This window comes from Arthrobacter sp. 05L421 (genome assembly GCF_056397785.1).
The window spans coordinates 39,221-52,515 of sequence record NZ_JBFTOC010000016.1; the positions used below are offsets into that span (position 1 = coordinate 39,221).

A 13,295-nucleotide genomic window follows, 5' to 3' on the forward strand; every position below is an offset into this window, starting at 1 on the left:
GCCTCGCTGTCCGGCGTCCTGGGCAGGACGGCCGGACAAGCTGGCAGGAAACGGGGCGAAGCGGGTTGGGGCAGCCTGCAGCGCCGCCCGGTCAATCCTGGTCGGGCTCGAACCCGGGCAGGCTGGCGGCCGGCGCGGGTTCACCGTCCAGGACCAGGAGATGGTCCATCCGGTCCTTCTTGGTCTGCAGGTAGCGGATGTTCTGTTCGCGGGAGGGAACCTCCGTGGGGACCATCTCAACCACCCTGACGCCTGCCTGGGCGAGCCGGTCCTGCTTGTCCGGGTTGTTGCTCAGGAGCCTGATCTCGTGGAGTCCCATCTCCGCGAGGATCTGGGCGGCGGCCTTGTAGCAGCGCGCATCGACCGGCAGCCCGAGCTGCTCATTGGCCTCCACGGTGTCGAACCCGGCCTCCTGCAGGGCATAGGCCTTCATCTTGTTCGCCAGGCCGATCCCGCGGCCCTCCTGGCCGCGCAGGTAGAGTAGGGTGCCGCCGAGTTCGTTGATCAGCTCAAGAGCATAGGCCAGCTGTTCGCCGCAGTCGCAGCGGTAGGAACCGAACACATCGCCAGTGAGGCACTCCGAATGGAGGCGGACCAGCGGGGGCAGGCCATCAGCCGGGGCCAACGGTGAACTGACAGCCAGGTGTTCCGCGCCGGTGGCCAGATCGGTCCAGGCCTGCGCCACGAAATCGCCAAAGGCGGTAGGCAGCTGAACGATGGGTCCGGCGCTGACCGGATGCGGCTGGCGCGCCATGGCCATCTCTTCTCGGGTCTCCGAAGTCGTCACTATTTCTCCTCCATCAGACGGGGTCCGTTGCGTGGCTGCCGTGCTGTTCAGTTTCAAGGTACGCCACCAGATCCGCAATCGAAATCAGGGGGCAACCATGCTCAAGGGCGAAGCCTCGCAATCCGTCCAGCCGCATCATTTCTCCGTTGTCGTACACAACCTCTGCTATCACTCCCACGGGCTCCAGTCCGGCCAGCCGGCACAGGTCCACGGCCGCCTCTGTGTGGCCGGGACGTTCCCGCACTCCCCCGTTAACGGCGCGGAGCGGAAAAACATGCCCGGGACGGGTCAATGAATTTGGCTGGCTTTCCGGGTCCGCCAGGATCCGGGCCGTCAGGGCGCGGTCCGTGGCGGAGATTCCGGTGCTGATCCCCACCGCGGCGTCGCAGGACACGGTGTAGGCGGTGCCCTTGGCGTCTTCGTTGACGGCCACCATCGGCGGCAGGGCCAAGGCATCGGCCCGGTCGCCGTCGAGCGGTACGCAGATCACGCCGGAGCTGTAGCGGACAGTCCAGCCCATCAGGGCCGGGGTCGCGTGCTCGGCGGCGAAAATGATGTCGCCTTCGTTCTCGCGGTCCTCGTTGTCCACCACCAGGACGGGGCGCCCGGCTGCCATGGCGCTGATGGCATCCTCGATCGGATCGAGACCCAACCGGCCGGCGTCGGCGGCGCGGAACGCCTCTGGCAGGCCTGCTTGGTCTTTGACGTGGTCTGTGACGCGGCTCATTTCGCGGCCCTTTCCGTGGGTGCGGATTCTCCGGCGGGAACTTCTGGCGCCCTGTGCGCTGCGGGCGACGATCCGCCGGCAAAGGACAGGAGGCGCTCGGTGTACTTCGCCAGGACGTCGACTTCAAGGTTGACGTGGCCGCCGAGGGGCTTCTGGCCCAGGCCGGTCTCGGCGAGGGTGGTGGGGATCAGCCCCACTTCAAACCAGGGGGCGGGTTCGTTGGCCGGGCTGACGGCCGCGACGGTGAGGGAGACGCCGTCGACGGCGATGGATCCCTTTTCGGCGATGTACCGCGCGAGTCCGGCCGGCACGGCGAACCGGAGCCGATCCCAGTTGCCAAGCCCTTCGCGCTCCAGGAGTTGGCCGACGCCGTCGACGTGTCCCTGCACGACATGACCGTCCAGCCGTCCCCCGGCGGGCACGCAGCGTTCCAGATTGACCGGATCGCCCGCGGCGAGTTCTCCGATGGTGCTGCGGTCAAGGGTCTCGCCCATGACGTCGACGCTGAAGTCCCTGCCATCGATCTGCGTCGCGGTGAGGCAGACGCCGTTGACTGCGATGGAACCGCCCAGGGCTAAGCCGTCCGTGGTGCCGGGCGCGTGGAGCCGAACTGTGGCGCTGCTGTCACCGTTGCGCTCAACGGAGAGCACCTTCCCCTGCTCGGCGATAATTCCGGTAAACATCAATTGCCTCCTGCGGCGGTGTCCGCGCCGGTGCGGTGCGGGGTTGTATCGGATGAAGTAGATGTGGCGGCCGGGGCAGACGGAGTGGCCGGCCCGGCCGAGGCAGACGGGGTAGCCGGGCGGAGATGGAGCCGGAGGTCGCGGCCGAGGACCTGGACGGCGCCCCCGGATGCCGCGTCCCATTCCCACTGCTGGGCTTCGGCCAGGGTGGTGATGCCCAGATCCTCTAAGGCGGCCGTGCCGGAGCCGAGCAGTGTCGGAGCCAGGTAGACGATCAGTTCGTCCACCAGGCCGGCCGCAAGGAACGCGCTCAGGATCCGGGAGCCGCCTTCCACCATGAGGTGCCGGACGCCGCTTGCGAACAGCTGGTCCAGGGCCTCGCGGGGATCGCGCGTGGCCAGATGCAGGACGTTGCCGTCCGCCCCGTGGATGGCGGCGTCCTCGGGAATGCCCCGGTACCCCATGACCGCGCGCAGGGGCTGCTTGCCGTCTGCTTCGCCGTCGGCGTTCCGGGCGGTGAGGCGGGGGTTGTCGATCAGCACCGTCTGGGTGCCCACCAGGATGGCGTCAATCCGTCCCCGCAGGGCGTGGTTGTCGGCAAGCGATTCCGGGCTCGAAATCCACTGGCTGGTGCCATCGCTGGCAGCGATGCGGCTGTCGAGGGTCTGCGCGATATGCAGGGTGACGAAGGGCCGTTTGGCGGCGACGGCCTCGAACCAGCGCCGGTTCAGGTCCAGCGCGGCGTCGGCCGCCAGCCCGGAACGGACCCGGACGCCGGCGGCGCGGAGCGTCCCGGCCCCGCCGGCGGCCGGATCATGGGGATCGTCGACGGCGTAGATGACGTCGGTGATGCCGGCGTCGATGATCGCCTGCGCGCAGGGTCCGGTGCGCCCGCAGTGGTTGCAGGGCTCCAGGGTCACCACGATCGCGGCGCCGCGAAGGTCCAGGCCCGCCGCCTTCGCCTGGGCGATGGCGTCCGCTTCGGCGTGGGCCGTCCCGGCCCCGCGGTGGTATCCGGTGGCCAGGAGCGTGCCCTCGGTCCCAACGACGACGGCGCCCACGAGCGGGTTGGCGCCCCGCGGGCCTTGCGCCGCGGCGGCGAGGGCAGCCTGCATTGCCGCATTCTCGGCAGGGCTGAATTCGGCAGCGCTGAATGGGGATGGGTTGGGCGGGGCAGCGCTGAATCCGGCGCTCAGGCCGGCACTGATGGGGGCGCTCACTTGGCCACCACCGGGTCGGGGAAAGCGGTTTCGACCGTGACCGGCCGGTTTGCCAGCGTCGAGGCCCGCCACCATACAAAGAATCCGGTGAGCGTGAAGAAACCGTAGAAGAGGTACATGACAGCGCTGGCGTAGTAGCCCGCGCTGAACAGCAGCGGCACACCGACGATGTCCACCGCCACCCAGATCAGCCAGAACTCCGTCCAGCCGCGGGCCATGCCGTAGGTGGCGAGCAGCGAGCCCATGAACGTCCAGGCATCGGCCCAGACCGGCGGGTAGGAGCCCAGTGAGGCGAACAGCGGCGTCAGCGCGGCGGTCCCGGCCACAAGGCTGAGACCCAGGATGACGCGGGTCTTGTTGCTGGCCCAGCGCGGCGCGACGGCTGCCCCGCCGCCGGCGGATTGCCTGCCCTGTTGCCAGCGGTACCAGCCATAGAGGGCGACGCCGATGAACATGACCTGGCGTCCGGCCTGGCCCCACAGCGTGGCGGGCGTGGCGGAGCCGAAGACGTTGCCCAGGAACACCGTCAGGAGCAGTAAGTTGCCGGCGATGCCGACCGGCCATGCCCACACCCTGCGGCGCATGCCGCCGACGGCGCTGGCGAGGCCAAAGATGTTGCCTAGCACTTCACGAAGAATCAGGACAGATCCGCCTACCGGGATCTGCGCTTCGAAGAGCCATCGCAAGGGGTCCATGTGTGTGTCGTTCCTTCCCTCAAGAACCGCGATGGCTCCGGGGGTATACGACAGCACAATTATGCGGCGCCTTCTGGGCTCCGCAGTAACAGCTGTACGTGCTTCTCTCATCCAGACTTTAACTGTCGGTACCGGAATTTCACCGATTCAACCGTTTGCCGGCATCCCTCCCAAAGGAAGGCGCTGGCGCGCGGGTCGCGGACTGTCACCGCCGGTTCGGACTTACACCGACCCCGGAGCACGTATGTGTGTTGTTATTCTGACACAACTGCCGGCCTGCCCGGGCTATTCCCGGCCGCGCACATTACGGCCTGAGTCATCTTGGCCGCAGTTCCCTGCCGGGACCGTCATGGTCTCAGCGGTTCCCGGCCGCCCGAAGCCTTTCGATGGCCTCCGCCGGATCCGAGGCGCCGTAAACGGCTGAGCCCGCCACAAAGACGTTCGCTCCCGCCTCTGCGGCACGCACGATCGTCTCCTCGGTGATCCCGCCGTCGACTTGCAGCGCCACGTTGACGCCGGAGCCGTCAATGGCCGCGCGGGCCCGCCTGATCTTGGGCAGTGTCAGGTCCAAAAATGACTGCCCGCCGAACCCGGGCTCCACCGTCATGATCAGCAGCAGGTCCAGTTCAGGGAGCATGTCCAGGTACGGCTCCACGGGAGTGCCCGGTCGCAGCGCCATGCCGGCCTTGGCGCCGCGGGTTCGCAGTTCCCGCGCGAGTTTGATCGGCGCGATCGAGGCTTCGGCATGGAACGTCACGGAGGCCACCCCGGCGTCGGCGAAGCCCGGCGCCCAGCGGTCGGCGTCGGCGATCATCAGGTGGGCGTCCAGCGGCACCGGGCTGACTGCCTGGATGCGCTGCACCACGGGCAGCCCGATGGTCAGGTTGGGCACGAAGTGGTTGTCCATGACATCCACGTGCACCGCATCGGCATTGCTGATGCGGCGCAGTTCGGCCTCAAGATTGACGAAGTCAGCCGAAAGGATGCTCGGGTTGATGCAGCACTGGGCCATGGATTTCCTTCTCGTTCGTACTTAGCTGGTTCGTTCCTAGGTTGCAGCGCCCCAGTATCGGTGAAGCTCAGGCCTTTTTGTGGATCAGCGCAAGGAACATGGCGTCCGTCTGGTGCACGTGCGGCCAGAGCTGGGCGGTGAGCTCGTGTCCGGCCTCGAGGTGGCCGGTGAGGCTGACACTGTCCAGCACGGCGCCGGCGTCGAGCAGCTCGAGGTCCTCGCGCTTGCGCAGGACATCACTGACGACGGCGGTGGTCTCTGCCGGGTGCGGCGAGCAGGTCACGTAGGCCACCACGCCGCCGGGCTTGACGGCGTCGATCGCTGAGTTGAGCAGCTGGCGCTGCAGCGGGCCAAGGTCCACGAGGTCCTTGGGCGTGCGGCGCCAGCGCGACTCCGGACGCCGGCGCAGGGCACCCAGGCCGGTGCACGGGACATCGACGAGGACCCGGTCGAAGGATTCGGGCTGCTCGGCGCCGATGTCGCGGCCGTCGCCGGTCCTGACCTCCCAGGCATCCCGCGGGACCGCGGACAGGGCTTGGCGTACGAGTTTGGCTCGGTGCGCGGCGGATTCGTTGGCCAGCAGGTGAGCACCCTGCTGCCGGGCGAGGGCAGCGAGCAAGGCGGCCTTGCCGCCCGGGCCGGCACAGAGGTCCAGCCAGCGCTCCCCCGCACTCCCGCTGTCCGTCCCGGCTTCCCCGCCGGGGTCCGTGCTGGTTTTGGTGCCGGTGCCCGCGCCGGTTTCTGTGCCCGGGCCTGTGCCGAGATCGACGGCGGCCATGGCCCGGGCCACGAGCTGCGATCCCACGTCCTGGACACGGGTGCTTCCGTCCCGGACCGAGGCGAGCCGGCCGAGGTCGCCGCCGCTGGAGAGCGCGGACCCCTCGACGAGTTCACCCGGGGTGGCCCCAATTTCCAGGGCCTCTTCAAGGCTGCCGATGCCGGGCAGCGCGACGAGGTTCACCACGGGCGCGGCGTTGTCGGCTTCGAGGAGCCCGTCAATCTCAGCGGCAGGGCGGCCGTGGGCTACGAGCGACTGGCGGAGCGCACGGACAATCCACTCGGGGTGGGCGTAGCGGATGGAGGCGATGGTGGTGGCATCGGTCTCGGTGCTGAGCAGCAGCTCGAGCCACTCGTCGAGGGTGCGGGCGGAGACTTTGCGCAGCACGGCATTGATCAGGGCCGAGGGACCGGCCCCGATCACGGCGCGGGCCAGCCCCACAGTCTGGTCCAGGGCGGCGTGGGCGGGCACGCGCATGGCGAGCAGCTGGTGCGCGCCGATCCGCAGGGCGTCCAGGATCGCGGGATCCAGCTGGTCCAGCGGGCGGTCGACGCAGCGCGCCAGAATGGCGTCGTACGTGCCCTGACCGCGGAGGGCGCCGTAGCTGAGCTCGGTGGCGAAGCCGGCGTCGCGCTTGTCCAGCCCGTAATGCCGGATCCGGGCTGGCAGCACAAGGTTCGCGTAGGCGTCCTCGGCCTCCACGGCTCGGAGCACCTCAAAGGCGACCAGCCGGGCGGGATCGGCGCGGCGGGTCCGCTGGGACGGGGCACTCTCCGTGAAGCCGCGCTGCGGGCCGCGGTTGCGTTCCCTGCCCTGCGCGTTGCGGATGCTGCCGTCACGTCCCCGGCCGCCCTGGCTACCACCCTGCCGGGCGCCCTGGCCACTGCCTCGGCTGCTGCCGCTGGTCCCGGACTCGCTCATTCGAATACCACGCTTTCAAGTGTTGCCTGCCCACGCGCCCAATCAGCGGCGGCCATCATTTTCTTGCCCGCGGGCTGGACCCGCGTCAATTCCACCGGGTGCGAACCCGTCCCCACGAGGACCCGTTTCCCATCCATGGCCAGCTGTCCGGGCCGAAGCGTGGCGGACTCCGGGGCCGGCAGCACCGGCTCCAGCTTGATCCGCTGGCCATCGAGCATGGTCCAGGCGCCGGGCTCCGGTGTGACCCCGCGGGCGCGCCGGCCGATCGCCAATGCTGGCTGCTGCCAGTCGAGCCGGCCGTCTTCGAGGCTCAGTTTGGGGGCCAGACTGACCTCGCCCTGTTGCGGCAGCGCGGCGGCGTTACCGGCGTCGATGGCGGACAGCGTCTGGGCCAGCAGGACCGCACCGCTGTGGGAAAGCCGCTCGAGCAGCGCCCCGGCGGTATCGCCGGCGTGCACGGTTTCGGTAAGCGTGCCGAAGACCGGACCGGTGTCCAGCCCCTCTTCGAGACGGAAGGTCACGGCGCCGGTGACGTCGTCGCCGCCGATGACGGCACGCTGAACGGGGGCGGCGCCGCGCCAGGCCGGCAGCAGGGAGAAGTGCAGGTTCACCCAGCCGTGGCGGGGAACAGCGAGGGCAGCCCGGGGAATCAGGCCGCCGTAGGCAACGATCGCCGCGACGTCCGGCGCGGCAGCGGCAATGCGGTCGGTGACCCCGGCATCGACTTTGGCGGCGTGAATGATCTCGATGCCGAGCTCGGCGGCCCGGCCAGCCACGGGCGACGGCGTCAGGACCCGCTTGCGTCCCAGCGGCGCGTCCGGGCGTGTGAGGACCGCGACGACGTCGAACCCAGCGTCAATCAGGGCATCCAGTGACGGCACGGCGACGGCCGGGGTCCCCGCGAAAAGGACCCTCACGGATTGATTCCGAAACTGGAACCGCCAAAGCTCGTCCCGACGCTCTTCTCACGCTTCGACGTTGTCTGTTCCGTAATGGCGTTGTAGTTGGCATTGCGGATGGCGCGCAGGGCGGCCTTGCGGTCATCGCCTTCGAGCCGGTCGGTGTACAGGATGCCATCGAGGTGGTCGGTCTCGTGCTGGAAGCAGCGGGCCAGCATCGCCTCGCCCTCGACGGCGACGGGGTTGCCAAGGAGGTCCACGCCGGTCACCCGGGTATGGCGGTAGCGGCGGACCGGGAAGCCGAGGCCCGGGATGGACAGGCATCCCTCGACCTGGTCCGGCTGGAAGTCCTCGCTGTTTTCCAGCACGGGGTTGATGATGTGACCCTCGACGCCGCCGATCCGGTACGTGAAGACGCGCAGGCTGACTCCGACCTGGGGTGCGGCCAGGCCTGCGCCCTCCACGTCCTCCATGGTTTCGGTCATGTCTGCGACGAGCTTTGCCAGTTCAGGCCCGAATTCCGTCACGGGATCGGCGACTGTGCGCAGCACAGGATCCCCGATGATACGGATATTCAAAATGGCCATGTGCAGTCTGTCCTCACGGTGAGCGGCTAGGGATCCAGTCCAGTTTAGTTGCAGCTGCCGGGCTCCTGCGCTGGGGCACCTGTTCAGTGCTGCCGTGCAGTGCTACCGGTTCAGGGTTGGCCGGTTCACTGCTGCCGTGCAGCGTTGCCCGCTCAGCGCTTCACGGGCGGTGCCAGCGGGAGCAGTGCTGCTCCGGCGGTCGCCGTGTCGGCTGACATCTCCCACACACGGCGCAGCGCACAGAATTTCCACCAGTGGTGTTTCAGGACCTCGGGGTTGGCCCGCTGCGGACGGACTTCGGTCTCGCCCACCGCAACGGCCAGGAGGATGGGCGATTCGCCGTGCTGCCACGCCTCCCACTCCCCCGCCACAGGATCCACGAGGCTTTCCTCTGCCTTCATACCGGCGACCAGCTGCATCACCACCTTGTCATCGAGCGGCTTGATGGTGCCGTCCCGGCTGGTGCCCTTGGTCTTGTAGTCGATAAGGCAGGTCCTGCCATTGATCTTTGCCACGAGGTCCAGGGTGCCGGCGTAGCCAACCGTCTTGTTCCACACCGTGATCTCCGGGGCGATGGGTTCGACGTCGAAGAGCTCCCACCATTCGTCGAAGCGCGCCGCGAAGGCTTCCTCACCGTTGGCGGCCAGGGCCTCCCGTGTTTCCTTCATTTGGTGCGGCCGGCCGAGCGCGCGCAGCGCAACCTGCTCGCAGTAGTTGTGGACCCGGTCGCCGCGCTTGGCGGCATCGTCCCGGTATGACTCCGCAGCCTTGGCAGCCCGGCTGACCGCCTGGCGCAGCTTGGCCGGGCTCCCCAGGATGCCGGGGAGCCCGGGATCCTGGGCCAGGCTGTTCGCACCCATGTATCCGAACCAGCCATCCAGGCCGTGCGGCTGCTGGCCGATCACCGTGGTGATCGAGGGGACGGAGAACTGTGCCGATGTAGAGCGGGCGTACATACGGCCATAGTCCGTGGCGTGGGCGAGGAGTGGAGCGGTCATGGAAAGACTCTTTCACGGGGGTCAGACAATGGTGAAAAGCAAAATGGCCCGCCCCGCTGAGTCAGCGGAACAGACCATTTCGTTAGTGGGCGATACTGGGTTCGAACCAGTGACCTCTTCGGTGTGAACGAAGCGCGCTACCACTGCGCCAATCGCCCTAACGACATTGAATGCTAGCCCACCCGGACGGATTTCAGAAATCGGTCCACGGAACCCCGCTCCGCCGCTGGCGCCTGCGCCGATCTCTCCTCAGCATTCCCCGCAGCGGTCTTGCGCTCGGGTCCTGTCCACCAGCTCGACCCCCGCCCCACGCAATGGTCCCGGCGCCGCTTCGAGCCCCGGCTTGAAACGGACCCTAATTACAGCGTTGTAATTAGCAAAATCCCCTAGAACTCAATGAAGTAGGGCCATGGAAAGGGGCCGAATGCGCCTCGATTTGTAGATTCCCAGAACCTCCTATAGAGTTCTTACTCGTTGGAACGCGAGGAAATGCCGAATGCGGCACGGAAACGCACGCCAACACTGCGGACGTAGCTCAGCTGGTAGAGCACCACCTTGCCAAGGTGGATGTCGCGAGTTCGAATCTCGTCGTCCGCTCGCAGGACACTGTCACGGCAAAGGTTCTTCGGAATCCTGTCTACACGGTGGGTTGGCCGAGAGGCGAGGCAGCGGCCTGCAAAGCCGTATACACGGGTTCGAATCCCGTACCCACCTCGGTGAAAACCCTGGTTTCCGGTTCAGGCCGGATGCAAGGGGCGATTGGCGCAGCGGTAGCGCGCTTCCCTGACACGGAAGAGGTCACTGGTTCGATCCCAGTATCGCCCACCAAAGCAAGGCAACTTGCTTGATGCAGTACCACCGGCCCAGCCGGCATGGACTAAAAATGCGGACGTAGCTCAGCTGGTAGAGCACCACCTTGCCAAGGTGGATGTCGCGAGTTCGAATCTCGTCGTCCGCTCTCTTCATTACAACTCCACTCCGGATCCTTCCGGTTGCGGGCGATTGGCGCAGCGGTAGCGCGCTTCCCTGACACGGAAGAGGTCACTGGTTCGATCCCAGTATCGCCCACTCACAAGAGCAGCTCCCCCGGAGCCGCTCTTTTTTTGTGCATTTCAGGTCCTTCTACCCTGTGCGTCCGGCCCTGGCGTCTTTTATCCTCTGGGCGGACACCCTTGGCACCCCCGCCAGCGCCCGCTAGGGTAGAAGTCGCTAGGAGCGATCTGGCTCCGCGACCGAAGGGAGGTGCCCGTGGGTTTACTTGACGATCTAAAGGGCAAGGCTCAGCAAGTAATTGGTGGCAACGAACAAGCCATCAAGGACGGCATCGAAAAGGCCGGCGATTTCGTCGACACTAAGACCGGCGGAAAGCACGCCGACAAGATCGATGCCGTGCAGCGAGGCGCCTCCGACTTCGTGGACAAGGCGAACGACCGGCCGGACACGGCCCCCGTTGCCGATCAGCCCCCCGTAGCCGGCGAGCCCCGCGCAGCCGGGGAACCCCCCGTAACCGGGGAGCCCCGCCAGCCAGGCCTCTGACCCAGATACGTCAGCGAGGTGCCGGTCCCGCCGAGAGGTGGCGCCGGCACCTCCGGCATTTAACGGCGGCCCCGGCGTCATGCCGCAGGCCTCCCAGCAGCACTTAACGAAGCAACGCGGGGTCACTTAGCGCCCATCCGGTGCCTCAGGATGGGCGCTAAGTGACCCCGCGTTGGAGTTGGGGGCCTGCGTTGGAGTGGGGTGTGGAGTTGGGGGCTCGGTGTTAGGACGGCTCGTGGTTTTGGCCCTCGCGGGCCAGGGCGGTGAGCCTGGAGACGGCGCGGAAGTACTTCTTCATGTACCCGCCGGTCATCATTTCCTCGGTGAAGAGCTGGTCGAACGGCACACCGCTGGCGAGGATGGGCACGTCTTTGTCGTACAGCCGGTCCGCCAGCACCACGAAGCGCAGCGCAACGGCCTGCTCGGTAATCGTGTGCACGTTCTTCCACACGACGCCTTCGATCCCCTCCAGCAGCTGGCGGTAACGGCTCGGGTGCACGCCGGCCAGGTGGTTGATCAAAGTACTGAACTCATCGCGGGCCACGGTCTTGCCGTCGAATTCGGCATGCATGTGGTGGGTCAGGTCATCATTGCGCAGCGGCGCGGGCGCGGCCGGCAGGCCGCGGTGGCGGAAGTCCTCGCCGTCGATCCGTACGACGTCGAACTGGTCAGCCAGCACCTGGATTTCGCGGGCAAAGTCGACGGCGGCGAAGCGCCCGTCGCCGAGGGAGCCCGGCAGCGTGTTCGACGTTGCGGCAAGTTTCACACCGGCGTCGGCAAGTTCGCGCATGAGCCGGGACATGAGCACGGTGTCGCCCGGGTCATCGAGCTCAAATTCATCGATGCATACAAGCTTGTAGTGGCTCAGGGCCTCGACGGTTTTACGGAAAGACAGGGCACCGACGAGGTTGGTGTATTCGACGAACGTGCCGAACGCCTTCGGCCCAGGGGCGGCGTGCCACAGCGACGCCAGCAGGTGGGTCTTGCCCACACCGAATCCGCCGTCGAGGTAGATCCCGGCCCGGGACGTATCCTTCTTGCCGAAGAGCCGCTTGAACAGGCCGTCGCCGTCACGGGCACCCACGCCCGCCGCGAAATGCTCCAGGGCATGGACCGCACGGGCCTGGCTGGGCTGGGAGGGATCCGGCCGGTAGCTGGAAAACGACACCTCACCGAACCGCGGCGACGGGTAGAACCCCTTGAGGAGTTCGTCCACGGAAACTGCCGGCGTACGGGCGGCGAGCTGTTCGATCTGTACCAAGGTGGTCCGTTCTGCTGGTCTCTTGTCCCCAGCAAGAATACCGGCAAAGCTCGCCGGGCCCGCGTGCCCGCTTGCGGACCCGCTGCCGGCGTGAGGAAGACCACATTTCCCCGTGTGAACCCTGCGGAGCATTCCCGCCGGCCCGTGACTAGTGTTGTAACAGGCCCGGCGCCGCGCACACTTTCCGCGCCCGGCCTCCTGACCGTTCCAGTGAAAGGCCATCGCAATGTCCTACCCCGTTGAAGAGAACGAGAAATTCGCCGCCTATTCCCACCCGGACCGCCTGGTGTCCACGGAATGGCTGGCCACGGCAATTGAGGAGGGGGCCCTCGACGGCGGCAACCTGGTGGTGGTGGAATCCGACGAGGATGTCTTGGTCTACGAGACCGGCCACATCCCGGGCGCAGTGAAGATTGACTGGCATACGGACCTCAACGACGAGGTCATGCGTGACTATGTTGACGGCAAGGCGTTTGCCGCGCTGGCCGGTGCCAAGGGCATCTCCCGGGACACCACCGTGGTGATTTACGGCGACAAGTCGAACTGGTGGGCCGCGTACGCCCTGTGGGTTTTCACGCTCTTCGGCCACGAGGACGTCCGGCTCCTGGACGGCGGCCGGGACAAGTGGATCGCGGAGGGCCGGGCGCTTTCCACCGAAACGACCGTCGCCTCCCCCGCTGATTACCCCGTCGTGGAGCGCAACGACTCCCCGATCCGCGCCTTCAAGGACGACGTTCTGGCCCACTTCGGCAAGCCGCTGATCGACGTCCGCTCGCCCGAGGAATACACCGGACAGCGGACCCACATGCCCGCGTATCCGGAGGAGGGCGCGCTGCGCGGCGGCCACATCCCCACAGCGGCCTCCATCCCCTGGGCCCGCGCGGCGGCCGGCGACGGCACCTACCGCAACCGCGGCGAACTCGAGGCCCTGTACCTGGGTGAGGCCGGCCTGAAGGCAGGCGACGACGTCGTGGCGTATTGCCGGATCGGCGAGCGGTCCAGCCACACCTGGTTTGCGCTGAAGTACCTGCTCGGCTTCGAAACGGTCCGGAACTACGACGGTTCCTGGACCGAATGGGGCAACGCCGTCCGCGTCCCGATCGCCAAGGGCACAGAGCGCGGCGCGGTTCCGGCCGGCCGTTAGTGACCGGCTGCATGGCCCGGAAAGGTCAGCGACAGGGTACGGGACAG

13 protein-coding genes, 6 tRNA genes and 1 riboswitch are annotated in these 13,295 nt (G+C 67.3%); of the genes, 7 read left to right on the plus strand and 12 right to left on the minus strand.

From position 1 onward, the window contains the following. Window positions 1-91 precede the first annotated feature (91 nt). The 11 genes from ribA to AC1DKQ_RS16910 all read right to left on the minus strand — a co-directional run bounded on the left by ribA (window position 92) and on the right by AC1DKQ_RS16910 (window position 9,465). Entirely contained in the window at window positions 92-754 is a 663-nt protein-coding gene (gene ribA / locus AC1DKQ_RS16860; RefSeq protein WP_476885846.1) for a GTP cyclohydrolase II, read from the minus strand. 46 nt (window positions 755-800) lie between these two features. Then, window positions 801-1,514, minus strand: coding sequence for a 3,4-dihydroxy-2-butanone-4-phosphate synthase (ribB, locus tag AC1DKQ_RS16865; protein WP_476885801.1), 714 nt, complete (start codon window positions 1,512-1,514; stop codon window positions 801-803). After that, window positions 1,511-2,197, minus strand: coding sequence for a riboflavin synthase (locus tag AC1DKQ_RS16870; RefSeq protein WP_476885802.1), 687 nt, complete (start codon window positions 2,195-2,197; stop codon window positions 1,511-1,513). The genes ribB and AC1DKQ_RS16870 overlap by 4 nt, the downstream gene beginning before the upstream one ends. Beyond that, window positions 2,197-3,312 carry a bifunctional diaminohydroxyphosphoribosylaminopyrimidine deaminase/5-amino-6-(5-phosphoribosylamino)uracil reductase RibD gene (ribD, locus tag AC1DKQ_RS16875; protein ID WP_476919638.1) on the minus strand — a complete coding sequence of 372 codons (1,116 nt, stop codon included), beginning with the start codon at window positions 3,310-3,312 and terminating at the stop codon, window positions 2,197-2,199. The genes AC1DKQ_RS16870 and ribD overlap by 1 nt, the downstream gene beginning before the upstream one ends. Window positions 3,313-3,413: 101 nt before the next feature. Then, entirely contained in the window at window positions 3,414-4,112 is a 699-nt protein-coding gene (pnuC, locus tag AC1DKQ_RS16880; RefSeq protein ID WP_476919624.1) for a nicotinamide riboside transporter PnuC, read from the minus strand. Window positions 4,113-4,206: 94 nt separating this feature from the next. Next, window positions 4,207-4,358: riboswitch (FMN riboswitch) on the minus strand. A gap of 109 nt (window positions 4,359-4,467) precedes the next feature. Then, window positions 4,468-5,124, minus strand: a complete 657-nt coding sequence (gene rpe, locus AC1DKQ_RS16885) for a ribulose-phosphate 3-epimerase (protein ID WP_476919625.1) — start codon at window positions 5,122-5,124, stop codon at window positions 4,468-4,470. Between the two features lie 67 nt (window positions 5,125-5,191). Beyond that, entirely contained in the window at window positions 5,192-6,823 is a 1,632-nt protein-coding gene (locus tag AC1DKQ_RS16890) for an RsmB/NOP family class I SAM-dependent RNA methyltransferase (RefSeq protein ID WP_476919626.1), read from the minus strand. Further along, entirely contained in the window at window positions 6,820-7,740 is a 921-nt protein-coding gene (gene fmt, locus AC1DKQ_RS16895; protein WP_476919627.1) for a methionyl-tRNA formyltransferase, read from the minus strand. The genes AC1DKQ_RS16890 and fmt overlap by 4 nt, the downstream gene beginning before the upstream one ends. Beyond that, on the minus strand, window positions 7,737-8,309 hold the full coding sequence (def, locus tag AC1DKQ_RS16900; RefSeq protein ID WP_476885807.1) for a peptide deformylase: 573 nt from the start codon (window positions 8,307-8,309) through the stop codon (window positions 7,737-7,739). The genes fmt and def overlap by 4 nt, the downstream gene beginning before the upstream one ends. A 152-nt stretch (window positions 8,310-8,461) precedes the next feature. Continuing rightward, window positions 8,462-9,307: a cytochrome gene (locus tag AC1DKQ_RS16905; protein WP_476885808.1), complete on the minus strand. Its 846-nt coding sequence runs from the start codon at window positions 9,305-9,307 to the stop codon at window positions 8,462-8,464. An 86-nt stretch (window positions 9,308-9,393) separates the two neighbouring features. Further along, a tRNA-Val gene (locus AC1DKQ_RS16910) sits at window positions 9,394-9,465 on the minus strand. 366 nt (window positions 9,466-9,831) lie between these two features. On the opposite strand from AC1DKQ_RS16910, the gene AC1DKQ_RS16915 reads away from it, so the two are divergent. The 6 genes from AC1DKQ_RS16915 to AC1DKQ_RS16940 all read left to right on the plus strand — a co-directional run bounded on the left by AC1DKQ_RS16915 (window position 9,832) and on the right by AC1DKQ_RS16940 (window position 10,843). After that, window positions 9,832-9,904 (plus strand) — tRNA-Gly (locus AC1DKQ_RS16915). A gap of 46 nt (window positions 9,905-9,950) precedes the next feature. Further along, window positions 9,951-10,021: transfer RNA gene (locus AC1DKQ_RS16920), tRNA-Cys, on the plus strand. Window positions 10,022-10,060: 39 nt separating this feature from the next. Beyond that, window positions 10,061-10,135 (plus strand) — tRNA-Val (locus AC1DKQ_RS16925). A gap of 57 nt (window positions 10,136-10,192) precedes the next feature. After that, window positions 10,193-10,265 (plus strand) — tRNA-Gly (locus tag AC1DKQ_RS16930). A gap of 38 nt (window positions 10,266-10,303) precedes the next feature. Next, window positions 10,304-10,375 (plus strand) — tRNA-Val (locus tag AC1DKQ_RS16935). A gap of 180 nt (window positions 10,376-10,555) precedes the next feature. Beyond that, window positions 10,556-10,843, plus strand: coding sequence for an antitoxin (locus AC1DKQ_RS16940; RefSeq protein WP_476885809.1), 288 nt, complete (start codon window positions 10,556-10,558; stop codon window positions 10,841-10,843). A gap of 223 nt (window positions 10,844-11,066) precedes the next feature. Here AC1DKQ_RS16940 and zapE read toward each other — a convergent pair whose 3' ends face one another. Further along, window positions 11,067-12,104 (minus strand): cell division protein ZapE, encoded by a 1,038-nt coding sequence (zapE, locus tag AC1DKQ_RS16945; protein ID WP_277524478.1) that lies wholly within the window; start codon window positions 12,102-12,104, stop codon window positions 11,067-11,069. Window positions 12,105-12,330: 226 nt separating this feature from the next. Here zapE and AC1DKQ_RS16950 point away from each other — a divergent pair, with 226 nt between their 5' ends. Continuing rightward, the gene (locus AC1DKQ_RS16950; RefSeq protein ID WP_476885810.1) at window positions 12,331-13,248 is read left to right on the plus strand and encodes a sulfurtransferase; all 918 of its coding nucleotides are present in this window, start codon (window positions 12,331-12,333) and stop codon (window positions 13,246-13,248) included. Window positions 13,249-13,295: the final 47 nt, after the last annotated feature.

What these genes read in the sequence shown, in the direction of transcription:
- ribA (WP_476885846.1), bottom strand. Translation starts at nt 754, where the DNA reads ATGGCGCGCCAGCCGCATCCGGTCAGCGCCGGACCCATCGTTCAGCTG.
- ribB (WP_476885801.1), bottom strand. Translation starts at nt 1,514, where the DNA reads ATGAGCCGCGTCACAGACCACGTCAAAGACCAAGCAGGCCTGCCAGAG.
- AC1DKQ_RS16870 (WP_476885802.1), bottom strand. Translation starts at nt 2,197, where the DNA reads ATGTTTACCGGAATTATCGCCGAGCAGGGGAAGGTGCTCTCCGTTGAG.
- ribD (WP_476919638.1), bottom strand. Translation starts at nt 3,312, where the DNA reads ATGCAGGCTGCCCTCGCCGCCGCGGCGCAAGGCCCGCGGGGCGCCAAC.
- pnuC (WP_476919624.1), bottom strand. Translation starts at nt 4,112, where the DNA reads ATGGACCCCTTGCGATGGCTCTTCGAAGCGCAGATCCCGGTAGGCGGA.
- rpe (WP_476919625.1), bottom strand. Translation starts at nt 5,124, where the DNA reads ATGGCCCAGTGCTGCATCAACCCGAGCATCCTTTCGGCTGACTTCGTC.
- AC1DKQ_RS16890 (WP_476919626.1), bottom strand. Translation starts at nt 6,823, where the DNA reads ATGAGCGAGTCCGGGACCAGCGGCAGCAGCCGAGGCAGTGGCCAGGGC.
- def (WP_476885807.1), bottom strand. Translation starts at nt 8,309, where the DNA reads ATGGCCATTTTGAATATCCGTATCATCGGGGATCCTGTGCTGCGCACA.
- AC1DKQ_RS16905 (WP_476885808.1), bottom strand. Translation starts at nt 9,307, where the DNA reads ATGACCGCTCCACTCCTCGCCCACGCCACGGACTATGGCCGTATGTAC.
- AC1DKQ_RS16950 (WP_476885810.1), top strand. Translation starts at nt 12,331, where the DNA reads ATGTCCTACCCCGTTGAAGAGAACGAGAAATTCGCCGCCTATTCCCAC.